Source organism: Caulobacter sp. GW456-12-1-14-TSB4 (assembly GCF_059424195.1).
This window is the reverse complement of record NZ_JBWKZF010000020.1, coordinates 52,515-68,405: the sequence shown is the minus strand read 5'-3', so window position 1 is coordinate 68,405 and position 15,891 is coordinate 52,515. Positions and strand designations below refer to the sequence as shown.

The window sequence follows — 15,891 nt, the reverse complement described above, 5'->3', positions numbered from 1 at the left end:
GCGTCCCTCAGCTGGCCAGGTAGCCGCCGTCGACGGCCCATACCGCGCCGGTCACCCAGCGGGCGGCGGGCGACAGCAGGAACACGGCCGCCTGCGCGACGTCGTCCGGCGCGCCGAAGCCTAGCAGATGCTGGGCGGCATAGGCGTCCATGCCGGCCTCGGACAGGCCCCGGGCTAGGCGCGCGTGCATTTCTGTCTCCACCCCGCCGGCGGCGATGGCGTTGACGCGGATTTCCTTGGGGGCCAGCTCGCAGGCCAGCGAGCGGGTCAGGCCTTCGATCGCTGCCTTGGCGGCGGAATAGGCCATCATGCCGGCGCGACCGCGCTGGGCCGAGGCCGAGGACATCAGCACGATCGACGCGCTGGGCTTCATGACATTGGCCTTGCCGGCCGCGCGGGCGAGGCCCAGGGCCCCGTGCACCGCCGCGCCGAACACGCCGTCGATCTGCTTGGCCTTGGTCAGGCGGGCCGGCAGGATCAGCTCGCTGCCCGCCGAGTGGAACATGCCGTCCAGGCCGCCGGCTTCGGTGGCGACGGCGCTGATGCGGTCGGCGACCGCGTCGGCTTCGGTGAGGTCGGCGGCGAAGGCGCTGTGACCCTCGCCCGAGAGCGCTTCGATCGTAGCGGCCAGGCGCGCCTCGTCGCGACCGGTGGCGATCACCCGGCCGCCGCAGCGGGCGATCAGGGCGGCGGTGGCGCGTCCTAACCCTGAGGAGGCGCCGGTGACTAGGATGGTCCGGTCCTTCAGCGCATCGGCGGAAAAGGTCATGCGCGGATCACTTCGGCGCAGGCCAGCGGACCGAACTCGGCCAGCACCGCGCCCCACGACAGGCCGACGCCAAAGCCGACCAGCATCAGCCTCGTGGAGCCCGTGGTCAGGCGCTGGGCCATGTCGTCGGCCAGCAGCAGCGGGATGGTCGCCGAGCTGGTGTTGCCGTAGCGCTCGATATTGATCGGCAGGCGCTCGGTGTCGGTGGCCCCGATCTTCTTGCCGATGTGGCGCAGCATGAAGCGGTTGGCCTGGTGCAGCAGGTAGGCGTCGACCGTGTCGCCGGCCACGCCCGCGTCGGCCAGGGTGTCGGCCACCAGCTTGGGCACTTCGCGCAGGGTGAAGGTGAAGACCTCGCCGCCGTCCATGTGCAGGCGGGTCGGGTCCAGCGTGAAGGCGCGGTCGGGATCGACGGGGCGGAAACCGCCCTGCGGCACCATCAGCGCACCGGCGCCCGCGCCGTCCGTGCCCATGCGGAAGCGCAGGGTCGGGGCGGAGGGGTCATGCTCGATCGCCGAGGCCGAGCCGGCGTCGCCGAACAGCACGGCCGTGCCGCGATCGGTGGGATCGACCAGGCGGCTGCTCGTTTCGCCGGCCAGCAGCAGCACGCGCTTGCAGCCCGACTGGATCAGGCTGCCCGCCAGCCACATCCCGTAGACATAGCCCGAGCAGCCCAGATTGACGTCGAAGGCCTGGCAGTCGGTGGCCAGCTTCAGCCGGCCGTGCAGCAGGCAGGCGCTGGCCGGCAGCGGGTGGTCGGGGGTCTGGGTGACGAAGATCAGGGCGTCGACGCTATCGCGCTCCCACCCCAGCGTCTCCAGCAGCCGCTCGGCGGCCGCGGCGCAGAGGTCGGCGCTGGTCTGGTCGGGCGCGGCCCAGTGGCGGGTCTCGACCCCGACCATCTTGACGACGTCGGCGACGGCCTGGTCGCCCAGGGTCTGCGCGATGACCGCGTTGGGCACCGGCTCGCCGGGCACGGCGCAGACCACGCCGCGCAGGGCGACGCCGGACAGGGCGTAGCCGCCCCGACGACGGCCTTCAACGGGCGTAGCTTGTGCCGTGGTCATGATCAGGCGGCCTTGGCCTGCGGGATCAGGGCGGCGATGTCGCTGACCGTCACGCAGTTGGCCAGGGCCGCGCCGTCCAGCAGCTCGCCGCAGATCTCGTCGACCAGGGCGATGGTCGAGACGATGGCCAGCGAGTCCCAGTTGTGGTTGGCCAGGACGGTGTCGGCGGTGACTTCGGCGGCGTCGATCTCGAAGATCTCGGCCAGGCCGGCGTACAGGTTTTGCATCTCGATGCTCCTAGAGAAGGGCCTGGGCGGCGGCCCAGGAATAGCCGACGCCGAAGCCGACCAGCAGGACGCGGCGCGCGCGCCCGTCCCTGACCAGCGGCTCCAGCGCCATGGGAATGGTGGAGGAAACGGTGTTGCCCACGTCGCGCAGGGCCACCACGAACTTGTCCTCGGCCACGGCCAGCTTGCGGCGCAGGCGGTCGAGGATGAAGGCGCTGGCCTGGTGCAGCACCACGGCGTCGTAGTCGTCGATCGCCGCGCCCGCGCGGGCCAGCAGCTGATCGATCGCCGCCGGGACCGCGCCCAGGGTAAAGGTCATGATCGCCGCGCCGTTCATGTAGAGATGGTCGGCCGACCGTAGGTTGCCCGAGGCGTCCTCGGTGACCACGGCGGTCTCTTCGGTGCGCGGCTGACGGAAGCCGCCGGCCGGGACGATCAGGTTCTCGGCCCCCGATCCATCCGTGCCGAACACGAAGGGGCCGACCGCCGGGGCGTCGGTCTCGACGGCCTCGATAAGGGTCGCGGCTGCGCCGTCGCCGAACAGACTGCGCACGCCGCGATCCATCGGGTGGATCAGCTTGGAATAGGTGTCGGCGGTCAGCAGCAGCACGCGCCGCGCCTGGCCGCTGGCGATCAGGGCCTGGGCCATCGACAGGCCATAGACGAAGCCCGAGCAGCCGAGGTTGAAATCCAGCGCGCCGATGTCGGTGCGCAGCCCAAGCCGTTGCTGCAGGATACAGGCCGAGGTCGGCAGGATGTGGTCGGGCGCCTGGGTGCAGAACAGCAGGTAGTCGATGTCGGCGGGGACCACGCGGCCTTGCGCGAACAGCGCCTTGGCGGCGGCTTCGGCCAGGTCGACGGCGGTCTCGTCCGGGGCGGCGATGCGGCGGGTCTGGATGCCGGTCTTGTCGAGGATCTTGTCGGCGGGCCAGCTGGGATACAGCGCGGCGAGGTCGTCGTTGCTCAGCACCTGCTCGGGCAGGTGGCTGGCGATCGCGACGATTTTACCGCTCGTGCCCACGGGACGCAGACGCTCCTCAACCGATGGCTGAAGCGTAGGGTTCCAAGTTCTAAAGTCCGGTTAACCATAACGCGGAGCCGATGCGGCGCGGCGTCGCAGCGCGGATCAGGCCAAGTCTGGTCAGGCCAAGTTTCGTCAGGCCAGGGCTTGCGCCAGCGCCGCGGCGACGCGGTTGACCTGGTCGATGCTCATGTCGGCGAAATAGGGCAGGCCCAGGGTCGAGGCGGCGAAGCGCTCGGACGTCGGCAGGGCGTCGGCCGGGTAGTGGGCGAAGGCCGGGGCGTGGTGGCAGCCGTTGCTCCACCAGCGGCGGCTGTCGACGCCCTGGCGCTTGAGGCTGGCCTCGACGGCGCTGGTCGCGCCCTCGGGCAGTTCGACCACGCAGGTGCTGGACACCCAGTCCAGGCCCCAGCCGGCCTGGAAGACCACCGACGGCGTGTGCAGCAGGGCCACGCGCAGGCGCTGGGCGGTGATCATGTAGGCCGTGCGGGTGGACGGCCACTGGTCCAGGGCGGCCATGCCGACCGCGCAGGTATATTCGCTGAGCTTGGCGTTGTTGGCCGCGAAGCGCGCCTCGCGATCGCCCATGAAGCCGAAGCTGGTCAGGGCGCGGAAACGATCGATGAAGCCGGCGTCCTCGGAGGCGATGAAGCCGCCTTCGCCGATGCCCAGCGCCTTGGTGGCGTGCAGGCTGACCATGGTCGGGATCGGAGCGGCGCTGACGCTGTCGAACGAGGCGGCCGCGTCGATGACCACCGGCAGGCCGGTGTCCTCATGCAGCTTGGCCCACGGCGTGGGGTCCAGCGGCTTGCCGAAGGCGGCCACCGGGACGATCGCCGAGACGGGGCCCGGCGCGTGGGCCAGGCGTTCGCGGACATGGTCGGCGTCCAGCACGCCGGTCACCGGATCGACATCGACGAACCACGGGACCAGGCCCGCCTGGATCGCCGCGTGGGCGGTGGCGACGAAGGTCCAGGACGGCATGACGCACAGGCCGCCCGGCTTGGCGTCCAGCGCCATCAGGGCCAGGGTCAGGGCCTGGGTGCCGTTGGCGGCGGTGCAGGCCAGAGTCGGCTTGGCGAACCGCGCCGCCAGCCGAGCTTCCAGCTCGATCAGCAGCGGGCCGAAATTGGAGTACCAGCGCTTGGCGTCGATCCGCTCCAGATAGGGCAGGATCGTGTCGGCCGTCGGCATGAACGGCCGGGCGACCGGGACCGGAGCGTCCGCGACGACGGGGGCGACGTTGGCCGAGAGGGCGACGGCCGAGTTCAAGGCTGGAGGAGGCACGGAGGCAAATCGCTCGAGGTTGCCGGAAGGGTTCGAGTAAGGACCACGATGGTTAATCGACAGTTGCGCGCGGGAACCCGCGGGTGCGGCGGACTGACGCTCCAAATTGGAGCCCTCTCTCGCCAAGACAGAGGGAGGCTACAGCGCGAACACTTCCGTCGTGTCCATCCGTACGCAGCGCAGAGCGCGGGTGGTCTCATCAAGGGCCCTGTCCGTCTCCGGGCGGAAGCTCAGCAGCAGCGAGCGGCGGCGGGCGCCGATGTGGTTGCGGGTGGCGCCGTGCAGCAGGTCGGCGTCGAACACCAGGATGTCGCCGGCCTCGCCCGCGAGGGTCAGGGCCACGGCTTCGTCGGGCTCGCCCACGTCGAGAGGTCGCGGGATCAGGCGGGTGGCGCCGTTGTCGGGGCCATAGGGGTCGAGGAAGACCAGGGCCGCGACGGTGCTGGCGCCCAGGCCGTCGCGATGCAGCGGCTGGTGGCCGGCCCCGGGCCGAGGCTCGCGGCCCTCGACCTGGCTGAAATAGAAGGGCTGGCCGATCAGCCGGCCGGCGGCCGCCAGCAGTTGTGGGACGCGGCAGGCGCGCTGCACGGTCGGATCCAGATCGACCAGGGCGTGGAGCCAGCCCGGACCGCGCGGCGCGGGCCACTGGGCGTGCGTCCCCACGTCGAAGGCGGCGCGCAGATCCTCGCGCCAGGCCTCGGGAACGGCCCCGCGCAGCAGCAGATAGCCGTCGCGGTCGAGGGCGGCGGCCTGCTCGGCGCCCAGCGGTTCGACCTTGGTGAGGGTGTCGCTCATCAGCCTCGACTGTGCCGCTCGTGAGGACGGCGCGCAATCCGGCGTTAAAATCCTCACTGACGAGTGAGTAAATTTATGATCCAGTCCGCGCCAACGATAAAACGAGGGAGGAGCGCATGCTCGGAAACATCAGCCGCCGCGCCATGATCGCCGCCGCGGCCGCCTCGCCGGCGGTCAGCCTGGCCGCGACGCCGGGGCCAAAGCCGCTGCCCAAGGGCTTCCTGTGGGGCACGGCGATCTCGGGTCACCAGAGCGAGGGCAACAACGTCAACGCTGACACCTGGCTGCTCGAGAACCTGACCCCCACCGTCTACAAGGACCGCTCCGGCGACGCCTGCGACAGCTATCACCGCTACGCCGAGGACATCGCCCTGAACGCGGCCCTGGGCTTCAACTGCTACCGCTTCGGCATCGAGTGGAGCCGCATCGAGCCCAGCGAGGGCCAGTTCTCCAACGCCGAGTTGGACCACTATGTCCGGGTGCTGGAGGCCTGCCACGCCAAGGGGCAGACGCCGATCGTCACCTTCAACCACTTCTCGGCCCCGCTGTGGTTTTCGATGCGCGGCGGCTGGGAACGCCCGGACGCCGCCGATCTCTTCGCCCGCTACTGCCAGGTCGTGACGAAGCGGTTCGGCGGGCTGATGGGCCGCTGCACCACCTTCAACGAGGCCAATGTCCAGCTGCTGGTCCAGGTGATGGGCGCGCTGGCCCCGCCCAATCCGGTCCGCGCCAGGATGCTGGACGCCGCCCGCAAGGCCACGGGGTCGCAAGCGTTCATGGCCATGGCCTATTCCAACCCGGAGCTCAGCCAGCCGATCATGCTGGACGCCCACCGCAAGGGCTATCAGGCGATCAAGGCCGAGCGGTCCGCCATCCAGGTCGGGGTCAGCCTGACGACCCAGGAGGTGGCCGCCGTCGGCGAGAACTCGATCGCGCCCCAGATGGAGAAGGCCCTCTACGGCGGCTGGGCCGATGTCGCCCGCACCCACAGCGACTTCACCGGCGTGCAGACCTACACGCGGCTGCTCTATGACGACAAAGGTATCGTGCTGTGGCCGAAGGGCACGGAGATGACCGCCGCCGGCTACGAGTTCCGGCCCGAGGCGCTGGCGGCGACCATCCGCTGGGCGCACAGGACGATCGGCAAGCCGATCTATGTCACCGAGAGCGGCATCGGCACGGATGACGACGCGCGCCGGATCGTCTTCATCGACCGGGCGCTGGCCGGCGTGCGCCAGTGCCTGGGCGAGGGCATCCCGGTGCACGGCTATCTCTACTGGTCGCTGCTGGACAATTTCGAGTGGACGTCGGGCTTCGACAAGCATTTCGGCCTGGTGGCGGTGGACCTGAAGACCTTCAAGCGCACGCCCAAGCCCAGCGCCTATCACCTGGGCCGGATCGCCAAAGGCGACAGGATCTAGCTAGAGCCCGCGCAGCCAGGTCAGCAGCTTGCGGGCGTCGGCCGGGCCGGAGCCCTCCAAGGGGCTGTCGGACGAGGCGGTCTCGACCGGTCGGCGGCCCTCCTGGCCGAAGCTGCGGGCCTCGCCGGGCCGCAGGTCGAAGCGGGCGCGGAAGGCGCGGCTGAAATGGGCCTCCGACTGGAAGCCGTGGGCGTAGGCGATCTCGGCCAGCGAGGCCTGCGGTTCGGCGTGCTGGGCGATGACGTTGAAGGCGCGGTCCAGCCGCCGCTGCTGGATATAGCCGGCCACCCCGTGCTTGCCGTCGAACAGGCGGTAGAGCGTCCGGCGCGACACGCCCAGATGCGCGCCGATGGCGGCCGGGGTCAGGTCGCGGCTGTCCAGCTGGGCGTCGATATAGCGCCGGGCGATGGCGAACAATCGGCCCTCGACGGCGCTGGGGTGGGGCGCCTCGATGTCCGCTCGGCTGCTGATCAGGCCCGCGGCCAGGGCGCTGGCCGCCTCGGCGCTGGCGGCGGCCTCGGCCGGGGCCAGGTCGGGGGCGGCCCGCGCCAGACCCTCCAGATGGGTCACCAGCAGGCGCGACATGGCGCTGGGCTCGGAGAACACCAGGCCGTGGGCGTCGCGGTTGGCGGTCGCCGTCTCCAGCCGCTCGCGCGGCAGGCTGAGCGTGATGGTCTCGGCGTCGCTCTCGCTGATCGCGAACGGCCGGGCCATGTCCAGGATCCGGATCGATCCGGGACCGCCGCGCGCCTCGCGTCCGTCATAGTCGCCCTGGAAGGTCCCGGAGACCTGCAGGATCACGTGCAGGGCGTCGACGCCGTCCAGCCGGGCCAGGGCGCGCGAGCGCACCAGGGTCCGCGCCGACGACCGGGCGCGGGCGATCAGGGCCGAGCCCAGATGATAGCCCAGCAGGTGGTCGCGGAACTGCGCCATGTCCGGCAGGACCACGTCGAACAGCGAGGCGACGCTGGCTCGATAGTGCTCCGCGGCCTCGGCGCCGGCCAGGGTCCAGACGATGCGCTGCACGTAGCTCTCGGAAGACGCCGCCCCCCTTGGACACGCGGGGGGCTTGAAAAACCCCTGTATAGCGTTACTCGCCATAGTTGTCATCCTGCGTCGTCCAACCGACAGTTTGGCACGCTGGTGCAAGATTCGTGGCACGTTCAGTCAAAGACGTCGATGTGTTTTACCAGCCAAAATGACGATGGCTGGGCTAAAGTCTCAGACGTGCTTTGACTCTGGTAAGAACATACCGCGTGCAACGACGAGAAATCGCGCGCTCGGCTGTATCGCCGGATGTCAAAAGTGCGAAACGTGGGTGGGAAGAGCTAGGAAGCTTGGAAGCGTCGAATATCAAATACGTGGTCTAGATGATCTCAGCGCTGAATATTCGCCGATTAAGTGTGGTGAATGTCTCGCGTTACGAAGGTTGCGAAGAGTGGTAACCCAAGGTTGAGTAGTTGAGCTCCGCGTATATTCGACGGATCGAGCGAACATTGTTCTGCGGGTAGGCGCGTCTAGTCAGCGCCCGCGGAAACTTCGCCATCCAGGACAGCCCGATAGTTTTCAAGGCGCCGCGAGTCGCGCCTGCACAAATACTTGGGGTTGATCCATGGCGCTTCTCTACACCAACAGTGACAATCAGACCGATGGTGGTTCGCTGGAGCTGGACGGCGCGTCCGTCATCACCTCGGCGGATGTCGGTGGGACGACCTATGTGTTCGTCGGCGGAACCGTGGACAACGGCGTCAGCGTCTTCTCGCTCAGCCGGGGCGGCGTCCTGACGAACGTCTACAACGTCACCGACAGCGGTTCGCTGAACCTGACGGGCGTGAGCGGCCTCACCACCGTCATGTCGGGCGGGGCCACCTATCTGGTGGCCGCGGGGGGCGGCGACAACGGCCTCAGCGTCTTCCGGGTGGCGACGAACGGCGCCCTGACCAGCGTCTACGATCTCGCGGACTCCGGCTCCACCTACCTGAACGGCGTGGCGCGGATGGCCTCGGCCACGGTCAGCGGTTCGGCCTATGTGTTCGCCGCGGGCGCGAACGAGGATGGGATCAGCGCCTTCCGCGTCGAGGCCAACGGCGTCCTGACCTCGGTCTCCAACACCCTGGACGGCGGCACGCTGGAGCTGGACGGCGTCAAGGGCCTGACCACGGCGACGATCGGGAGCAACACCTATCTGTTCGCGGCGGGCAGCGTCGATGACGGCGTCAGCGTCCTGCGGATCAACGCCAACGGCACGCTGACCGAGACCAGCTCGATCACCGACAACGGCACGTACCGCCTGGACGGCGCCACTGACGTGACCACCGCGGTGGTGGGCGGCACGACCTATCTGTTCGTCGCCGGCGCGGTCGACAACGGCGTCAGCGTCTTCTCGGTCAACGGCTCCGGCGTGCTGACCAATGTCGACAATGTCGGCGACACGGCCGGCCTGCGCCTGACCGGCGCGAACAGCGTGACGGCCACGGCCTTCGGCGGGACCACCTACCTGACCGTGGGCGGCGCGGAGAGCGGCGTTTCGCTGTTCAAGGTCAATAGCGGCGGCACGCTGACCTTCGTGCAGAACATCGACGACGCAGGCTCGCTGGAGCTGGCCGGCACGAGCACGGTGCACACCGCCTCGGTGGGCGGCGTGAACTACGTGCTGGCGGCGGGCGCCACCGATGACGGTGTCTCGGTCCTGGGCATGAAGCACACCGGGCAGCTGTGGGCGATGACCGACGGCGCGGGGGCCCCGGGAGGCGGCGTCGATACGCGCGTGTTCACGGTCAATGGCGACGGCTCGAACCAGACGACGGTGGTCGACAACAGCGGCGGGACGAATTTCGTCCGCAACTACGTGGCCGACATGGGCGTCGACACGGCGGCGGGCTTCTACTTCGCCATCGTCAACAGCGACGACAACGACACCGCCCAGCTGGTGCGCGGCCAGATCGGCAGCTCCGCGGCCCCGACGGTCGTGATCAGCAACTGGGACCCCAAGTTCATCGTCAACACGATCCAGGTCGACGCGATCAATCACAAGATCTACGTCGCCTTCTTCGATGGCCAGGACGCCAACGGCGCGATCAGCGGCATCAAGGTGCTGAACTACACCTCGGCCGGCGTGGTGACCGACGCGGGCTTCCTGACGACCGGCACCACCGACACCCGGCCGCAGATCGGCGGCTTCGACGTGCTGGACCCGTATGACTTCGCGCTCGATGCGGGGGCCGGGCGGCTGTTCTACAGCGAGCTGGTCGGCGGGCTGACGACCGGTCTCTACCGGATCGACAACCTGAGCAGCCCCAACACCACGACGCGGCTGGTGGCCAGCCAGTTCCCCGACCCGAGCGGCGGCGGCGATCCGTCGAACGGCTATATCGGCGACGTCGAGGTCGATACCGCCAATGGCCGCGTCTATTTCGCGACCACCTCCCCGAACCCGTCCGGCGGCGGCACCTACATCGCCGGCCAGAACGCGCTGTGGATGATCAGCGAAACCGCCACCGGCTCCGACAGCGCCACCCAGGTGACCCTGGTCGGCCTGCCAGGCGGCAACCTCTTCTATCCCGGCGACATGACCTTCGATCCGGTCGCCCGCCAGCTCTATATCGAGAGCGAGGAGAGCAGCGGTTCGGAAAGCGACGACGTCATCTACGTCTTCCAGCTGAACGGGGCCGGCACGACCGCCACCCTGATCAACACCATCGCGCCCAGCCCGACGCTCAGCCACGCCTCGGCCAATATCGAGGGCCTGGCCTTCGCCTCGCTGCCTGTCCTGACGGTCAGCGGCACGTCGACGGCGGCGGTGGAGCAGGGCGGCACGGTCACCCTGCTGACCGGCCAGCCGACCATCACCGACAGCGACGGCGGCTACCTGACCGGCGCCACGGTGCAGATCACCGGCGGCAAGTTCACGTCCAACGAGGCCAGCACGGCCGACGACCATATCGGCGTCAGCGGAAACGCCTCGGGGACGATCGGCGGCATCTCCTACAGCTGGAACGCGGCCACCGAGACCCTGACCCTGACCGGCTACGACACCATCGCCAACTACAAGTCGGTGCTGGCCCAGGTCACCTATTCGACCACGGGCGACAACCCGACCAACTACGGCCTCAACACTACCCGGACCATCACCTGGACGGTCAATGACGGCGTCGATGCGCCCGGAGGTTCGGTCAACAGCGGCGCGACGGTCCTGACCATCACCGGCGGCAACGACGCGCCGGTCAACACCGCGCCCGCCGCCATTTCGGCCGCGAGGAACGGCAGCGTCGCCGTCACCGGCCTGCAGGTCGCCGATGTCGACACCGCTCCGGGCTCGCAGAACGTGACGGTGACCGTGTCGGCGGCGCACGGCACGGTCACCCTGCTGACCAATGTCGTGGGCGGCCTGACCTCGGGCGAGATCACCAACAACGGCACGGCCTCGGTCACGATCACCGGCACGCTGAACGAGATCAACGCCACCCTGGCGGCGACCAACGGTCTGACCTACACCAACACCGCCTTCAACGGCGGGGCGGACACCCTGACGGTCGTGACCAACGACGGCGGGCTGAGCGACACCGACAACTACGGGATCACCGTCACCGCCTCGAACGACGCGCCGGTCGTGCCGCCCACGGCCACCACCGTGGGCGCCACCGAACAGACGGCGGCGATCCTGCTGGGCTCGGTGAGCGTCAGCGACACCGACCTCGACGCCCGCAATAGCGGCTTGGGCGACTATGCCGGCGCCAGCTTCACGGTGCAGCGCGGCGTGGCCAACGCCGCCGACACCTTCGGCTTCAGCACCGGCGGCGCCCTGTTCACCGTCAGCGGCGGCAATCTCCAGGTCGGCGGCCTGACCGTCGCGACGTTCACCAGCACGGGCGGCGTCCTGACGATCAACTTCACCAGCAGCGGGACGGCGGCGACCACGGCCCTGGTCAACGACATCATCGACCACATCACCTACACCAACACCAGCGACGCCCCGCCCGCGTCGGTGTCGCTGAACTACGAGCTGAACGACGGCGGCGGCCAGGGGGCCGGCGGCGCGCTCTCCGACAGCGGCGCGGTGACGGTCAACATCACCGCCGTCAACGACCCCCACACCGGCGGCGCCAGCGTCACGGGCGCGGCGGCGGAAGACGCGACCCTCACGGCGGTCTCGACCCTCGCCGACCCCGACGGCCTGGGCACGCTGCACTACCAGTGGCAGCACGACGTGGGCGGCGGCTACGTCAATGTCGGGACCGACCAGGCGACCTACACCCTGGGCGATGGCGATATCGGCGGCGTGGTCCGCGTGGTGATCTACTACACCGACGCCGGCGGCACGGTCGAAAGCGCCACCAGCGCGGCCACCGCGGCGATCGTGGCCTCCAACGACGCCCCGACGGGCGGGGTGTCGATCACCGGCACGACGACCGAGGACCAGGTCCTGACGGCCGACACCTCGACCCTGGCCGACAGCGATGGCCTGGGGACGCTGCACTACGACTGGCAGCGCGACACGGGCTCGGGCTATGTCAGCATCGGCGCGGCCGATCAGGCGACCTACACCCTGGGCGACGCCGACGCGGGCAACCTGATCCGGGTGGTCGTCAGCTACACGGACGGTCAGGGCTTCGCCAACAGCGTCACCAGCGCGGCCAGCGCGACCATCGTCGGGGTCAACGATCCGCATACGGGCGGCGCCAGCGTCACCGGCGCGGCGGCGGAGGACGCGACCCTCACGGCGGTCTCGACCCTCGCCGACCCCGACGGCCTGGGCACGCTGCACTACCAGTGGCAGCACGACGTCGGCGGCGGCTACGTCAATGTCGGGTCCGACCAGGCGACCTACACCCTGGGCGACGGCGATATCGGCGGCGTGGTCCGCGTGGTGATCTACTACACCGACGCCGGCGGCACGGTCGAAAGCGCCACCAGCGCGGCCACCGCGGCGGTCACCGCCTCCAACGACGCTCCGACGGGCGGGGTGTCGATCACCGGCACGACGACCGAGGACCAGGTCCTGACGGCCGACACCTCGACCCTGGCCGACAGCGACGGCCTGGGGACGCTGCACTACGACTGGCAGCGCAATACGGGCTCGGGCTATGTCAGCATCGGCGCGGCCGACCAGGCGACCTACACCCTGGGCGACGCCGACGTCGGCGGCACGATCCGGGCGGTGGTCAGCTACACCGACAACCAGGGCTTCGCCAACAGCGTCAACAGCACGGCCAGCGCGACGATCGCCGGGGTCAACGACCCGCACACCGGCGGCGCCAGCGTCACCGGGACGGCGACCGAGGACCAGGTGCTGACGGCGGTCTCGACCCTGGCCGACGTCGATGGCCTGGGCGCGTTGCACTACACCTGGCAGCGCGACACCGGGTCGGGCTTCGTCAACACCGGCGCGGCCGACCAGGCGACCTACACCCTGGGCGACGCCGACGTCGGCGGGGTGGTCCGGGTGGTGATCAGCTACACCGACGGCCAGGGCTTCGCGGAATCGGCCACCAGCGCCGCCACCGCGGCGATCACGGCGGTCAATGACGCCCCGACCGGCGGCGCGTCGATCACCGGCACGGCGACCGAGAACCAGGTCCTGACGGCCAACACCTCGACCCTGGCCGACGCCGACGGCCTCGGCACGCTGCACTACGACTGGCAGCGCAACGCCGGTTCGGGCTTCGTCAGCATCGGCGCGGCCGACCAGGCGACCTACACCCTGGGTGACGCCGACGTCGGCAAGACCCTGCGCGTGGTGGTCAGCTACACCGACAACCAGGGCTTTGCCGGCAGCGTCACCAGCACGGCCACGACGGCTATCGCCGGGGTCAATGACCCGCATACCGGCGGGGTGTCGATCACCGGGACGGCGACCGAGGACCAGGTGCTGACGGCGGCCTCGACCCTGGCCGACGCCGATGGCCTGGGTACGCTGCACTATCAGTGGCAGCGCGACGTGGGTTCGGGCTTCGCCAATATCGTCGGCGCGGCCGATCAGGTGACCTATACGCTGGGCGACGCCGATGTCGGTGGCGCGGTCCGCGTGGTGGTCAGCTACACCGACAATCAGGGCTTCGCGGAATCGGCCACCAGCGCCGCCACCGCGACGGTCGCCAACATCAACGATCTCCCGACGGGAACGGTGACGATCAGCGGCTCGGCGCTGCCGAACCAGACCCTGACGGCCGGCAACAGCCTGGCCGACGCCGATGGCCTGGGAACCATCAGCTACCAGTGGAAGTCGAACGGGACCAACATCGCCGGCGCCACCGGCTCGACCCTGGTCCTGAGCAGCAGCGACGTCGGCGCGGCGATCACGGTCGTGGCCAGCTATACCGACCTGCACGGCACGCCCGAGACCGTCACTTCCACGGCGGTCAACGTCGATCCCGACACGCCGCCGCCGACCACGACGACGACCATCATCGACGGCGCGCCGGTCGAGACCGTCAAGACCACCAACGCGGACGGCACCGTCACCCAGACGACGACCATCTCGTCGGTGACGCCGGCGGCGACGGAGCAGACCGCCGACATCCCGCTGTTCACCGAGAACGGCCAGTCGCTGCTGTCGGTCTCGGCCCCGGTCGGCTTCAGCATGACCATCAGCGGCAACGCCACGCCGGAGTCGGCTAGCAGCTCGCTCGACAACCTGGTCACGGCGATCCGCGGCGCGGGCGGCGACACCAGCCAGACCGGCGCGGGCGGCAGTTTCCTCGACACCCTGGCCCCGGACGCGCGGCTCCTGGTGCAGACGGTGACCCCGACCGTCGCGCCCAACGCCGGGACCAGCATCCCCCTGACCTTCGAGGGCAGCCCGCCCACGAACGGCGTGTTCACGGCCCTGGTGCTGGACGTCACCAACCTGCCGCCCGGCACGATCATCAACCTCAACAACATCGACTTCGTCACCATCATCGGCGCCACCCAGGTCGGCGGCGGCGAGGGCTCGCAGATCGTGTTCGGCGACAATGAGGACCAGTACATCGTGCTGGGGGCGGACGATGACATCCTGCACGGCGGCGGCGGCAAGGACACCGTCGGGTCCAAGGGCGGCAACGACAAGCTCTATGGCGACGCCGGCGACGACACCCTGTTCGGCGGCGAGGGCAACGACTTCATGGACGGCGGCACGGGCAATGACACCGTGCTGATGGGCGGCAACCTGAAGGACTACATCTTCGTCCACACAGGCGCGGGCCTGCAGTCGGTCAGCTTCGAAGGCGACGACACCATGATCAACGTCGAGACGTTGAAGATGGTCGACGGCACGACGATCACCGACATGAACAAGCTGGTCCAGGGCACCACGTCGGTAGCGGTGATGACCTACGAGTTCTTCACCGGCAAGACGCCGACGGCGGGGGGGCTGGAGTACCTCCTGCACGCCCCCAACACGGTCAACGCCAACGACCTGAGCGACCCCTATTATACGAAGTTCAACGTCGACAACCGCTACATCAACTTCGCGATCAACCTGTCCTCGCCCCAGGGGCAGGCCCATGCCTGGTTCGAGACGAACTACGGGTCGCTGAACTTCGAACAGACCGTCACCAAGGCCTACAAGGAGATTTTCGGGACCACCCTGACCGCCGACAAGATGCAGCACCTGTTGTACGACCAGGTCAGCGGCAACATGACCCGCCTGCACTATTTCGAGCTGTTCGCGGGCTCGGCGGAGGGCGCCAAGGCGGGGCTCATCGGCTGGCTGCTGTCGGCGGCGGTGACCGAGAACACCGGCCGCTACGCGGCGGCCAACACCGCCTTCCTCAACGACTTCACCGACGGCGACGCCAAGCTGAACGTCGACCTGGTGGCTGTGTATGGCGACGGCCATGCGTGGGGGACGTTGGTCTAGCGGGCGGCCCAAGAAGCTTCCCGCCCTCGCGGCGGGAAGGCCTTGCTCAGCTATCGCGTGAGACGCCAGCGGACGGCTCAGCCGTCCGCCTATTCTGCGCTTGCGGCGGACAGAGGGGTTCCCACCACAAGGGCGGGTTAAACCGAAGCCGACAATTGCTCGCAGTCGCGATCTTAGCCGATCAAGCTAGTGGCAACGATGGGTGGTGAGCGACCATAGTTGAAAGGAGAGTGGTCGCTGTTCTCTGGCGCTCAAGATTAGCTCTTGGATTACAAAGATTTATTCCGGCCGCGTTGCTACTTCCGTGCGTGGCGGCGGTGATGGCGAACGTGGCTCGAGCCTGCCGCAAAATACTCACTCACAGAAGACGCGAATGACTGTGCGGCCTCGTGAAGGAGCGATAGCCCCCGTCGGTCCGATCCAACTACGCTAGACGCGGGCCTGATTGCTGACGGTGTTGACGAA

9 protein-coding genes are annotated in these 15,891 nt (G+C 69.0%); 2 read left to right on the top strand and 7 right to left on the bottom strand.

Annotated features, from left to right (window positions below; genetic code table 11):
- Positions 1–7: 7 nt before the first annotated feature.
- The 6 genes from AC07YH_RS18170 to AC07YH_RS18145 form a co-directional block, all read right to left on the bottom strand.
- Positions 8–769: an SDR family NAD(P)-dependent oxidoreductase gene (locus AC07YH_RS18170; protein WP_494748359.1), complete on the bottom strand. Its 762-nt coding sequence runs from the start codon at positions 767–769 to the stop codon at positions 8–10.
- Positions 766–1,836 carry a 3-oxoacyl-ACP synthase III family protein gene (locus tag AC07YH_RS18165; RefSeq protein ID WP_494748358.1) on the bottom strand — a complete coding sequence of 357 codons (1,071 nt, stop codon included), beginning with the start codon at positions 1,834–1,836 and terminating at the stop codon, positions 766–768. Before AC07YH_RS18165 ends, AC07YH_RS18170 begins: the two co-directional genes overlap by 4 nt.
- 2 nt (positions 1,837–1,838) lie before the next feature.
- Positions 1,839–2,063: a phosphopantetheine-binding protein gene (locus tag AC07YH_RS18160; RefSeq protein ID WP_494748357.1), complete on the bottom strand. Its 225-nt coding sequence runs from the start codon at positions 2,061–2,063 to the stop codon at positions 1,839–1,841.
- Between the two features lie 10 nt (positions 2,064–2,073).
- On the bottom strand, positions 2,074–3,084 hold the full coding sequence (locus AC07YH_RS18155) for a ketoacyl-ACP synthase III (protein WP_494748356.1): 1,011 nt from the start codon (positions 3,082–3,084) through the stop codon (positions 2,074–2,076).
- Positions 3,085–3,219: 135 nt separating this feature from the next.
- A complete protein-coding gene (locus AC07YH_RS18150; protein WP_494748355.1) occupies positions 3,220–4,371 on the bottom strand; it encodes a DegT/DnrJ/EryC1/StrS family aminotransferase in 1,152 nt (383 codons plus the stop codon).
- Between the two features lie 138 nt (positions 4,372–4,509).
- Positions 4,510–5,166: a phytanoyl-CoA dioxygenase family protein gene (locus tag AC07YH_RS18145; protein ID WP_494748354.1), complete on the bottom strand. Its 657-nt coding sequence runs from the start codon at positions 5,164–5,166 to the stop codon at positions 4,510–4,512.
- A gap of 116 nt (positions 5,167–5,282) precedes the next feature.
- Between AC07YH_RS18145 and AC07YH_RS18140 the strand changes: the two genes are divergently transcribed.
- Positions 5,283–6,587 carry a glycoside hydrolase family 1 protein gene (locus AC07YH_RS18140; protein ID WP_494748353.1) on the top strand — a complete coding sequence of 435 codons (1,305 nt, stop codon included), beginning with the start codon at positions 5,283–5,285 and terminating at the stop codon, positions 6,585–6,587.
- Here AC07YH_RS18140 and AC07YH_RS18135 read toward each other — a convergent pair whose 3' ends face one another.
- A complete protein-coding gene (locus AC07YH_RS18135) occupies positions 6,588–7,613 on the bottom strand; it encodes a helix-turn-helix domain-containing protein (protein WP_494748352.1) in 1,026 nt (341 codons plus the stop codon).
- Between the two features lie 586 nt (positions 7,614–8,199).
- On the opposite strand from AC07YH_RS18135, the gene AC07YH_RS18130 reads away from it, so the two are divergent.
- Positions 8,200–15,426, top strand: coding sequence for a hemolysin-type calcium-binding protein (locus AC07YH_RS18130; RefSeq protein ID WP_494748351.1), 7,227 nt, complete (start codon positions 8,200–8,202; stop codon positions 15,424–15,426).
- Positions 15,427–15,891 lie beyond the last annotated feature (465 nt).

Bases quoted from the DNA above. Each gene is read 5' to 3' on its own strand.
- AC07YH_RS18170 (WP_494748359.1), bottom strand. From the start codon at position 769: ATGACCTTTTCCGCCGATGCGCTGAAGGACCGGACCATCCTAGTCACC.
- AC07YH_RS18165 (WP_494748358.1), bottom strand. From the start codon at position 1,836: ATGACCACGGCACAAGCTACGCCCGTTGAAGGCCGTCGTCGGGGCGGC.
- AC07YH_RS18160 (WP_494748357.1), bottom strand. From the start codon at position 2,063: ATGCAAAACCTGTACGCCGGCCTGGCCGAGATCTTCGAGATCGACGCC.
- AC07YH_RS18145 (WP_494748354.1), bottom strand. From the start codon at position 5,166: ATGAGCGACACCCTCACCAAGGTCGAACCGCTGGGCGCCGAGCAGGCC.
- AC07YH_RS18140 (WP_494748353.1), top strand. From the start codon at position 5,283: ATGCTCGGAAACATCAGCCGCCGCGCCATGATCGCCGCCGCGGCCGCC.
- AC07YH_RS18130 (WP_494748351.1), top strand. From the start codon at position 8,200: ATGGCGCTTCTCTACACCAACAGTGACAATCAGACCGATGGTGGTTCG.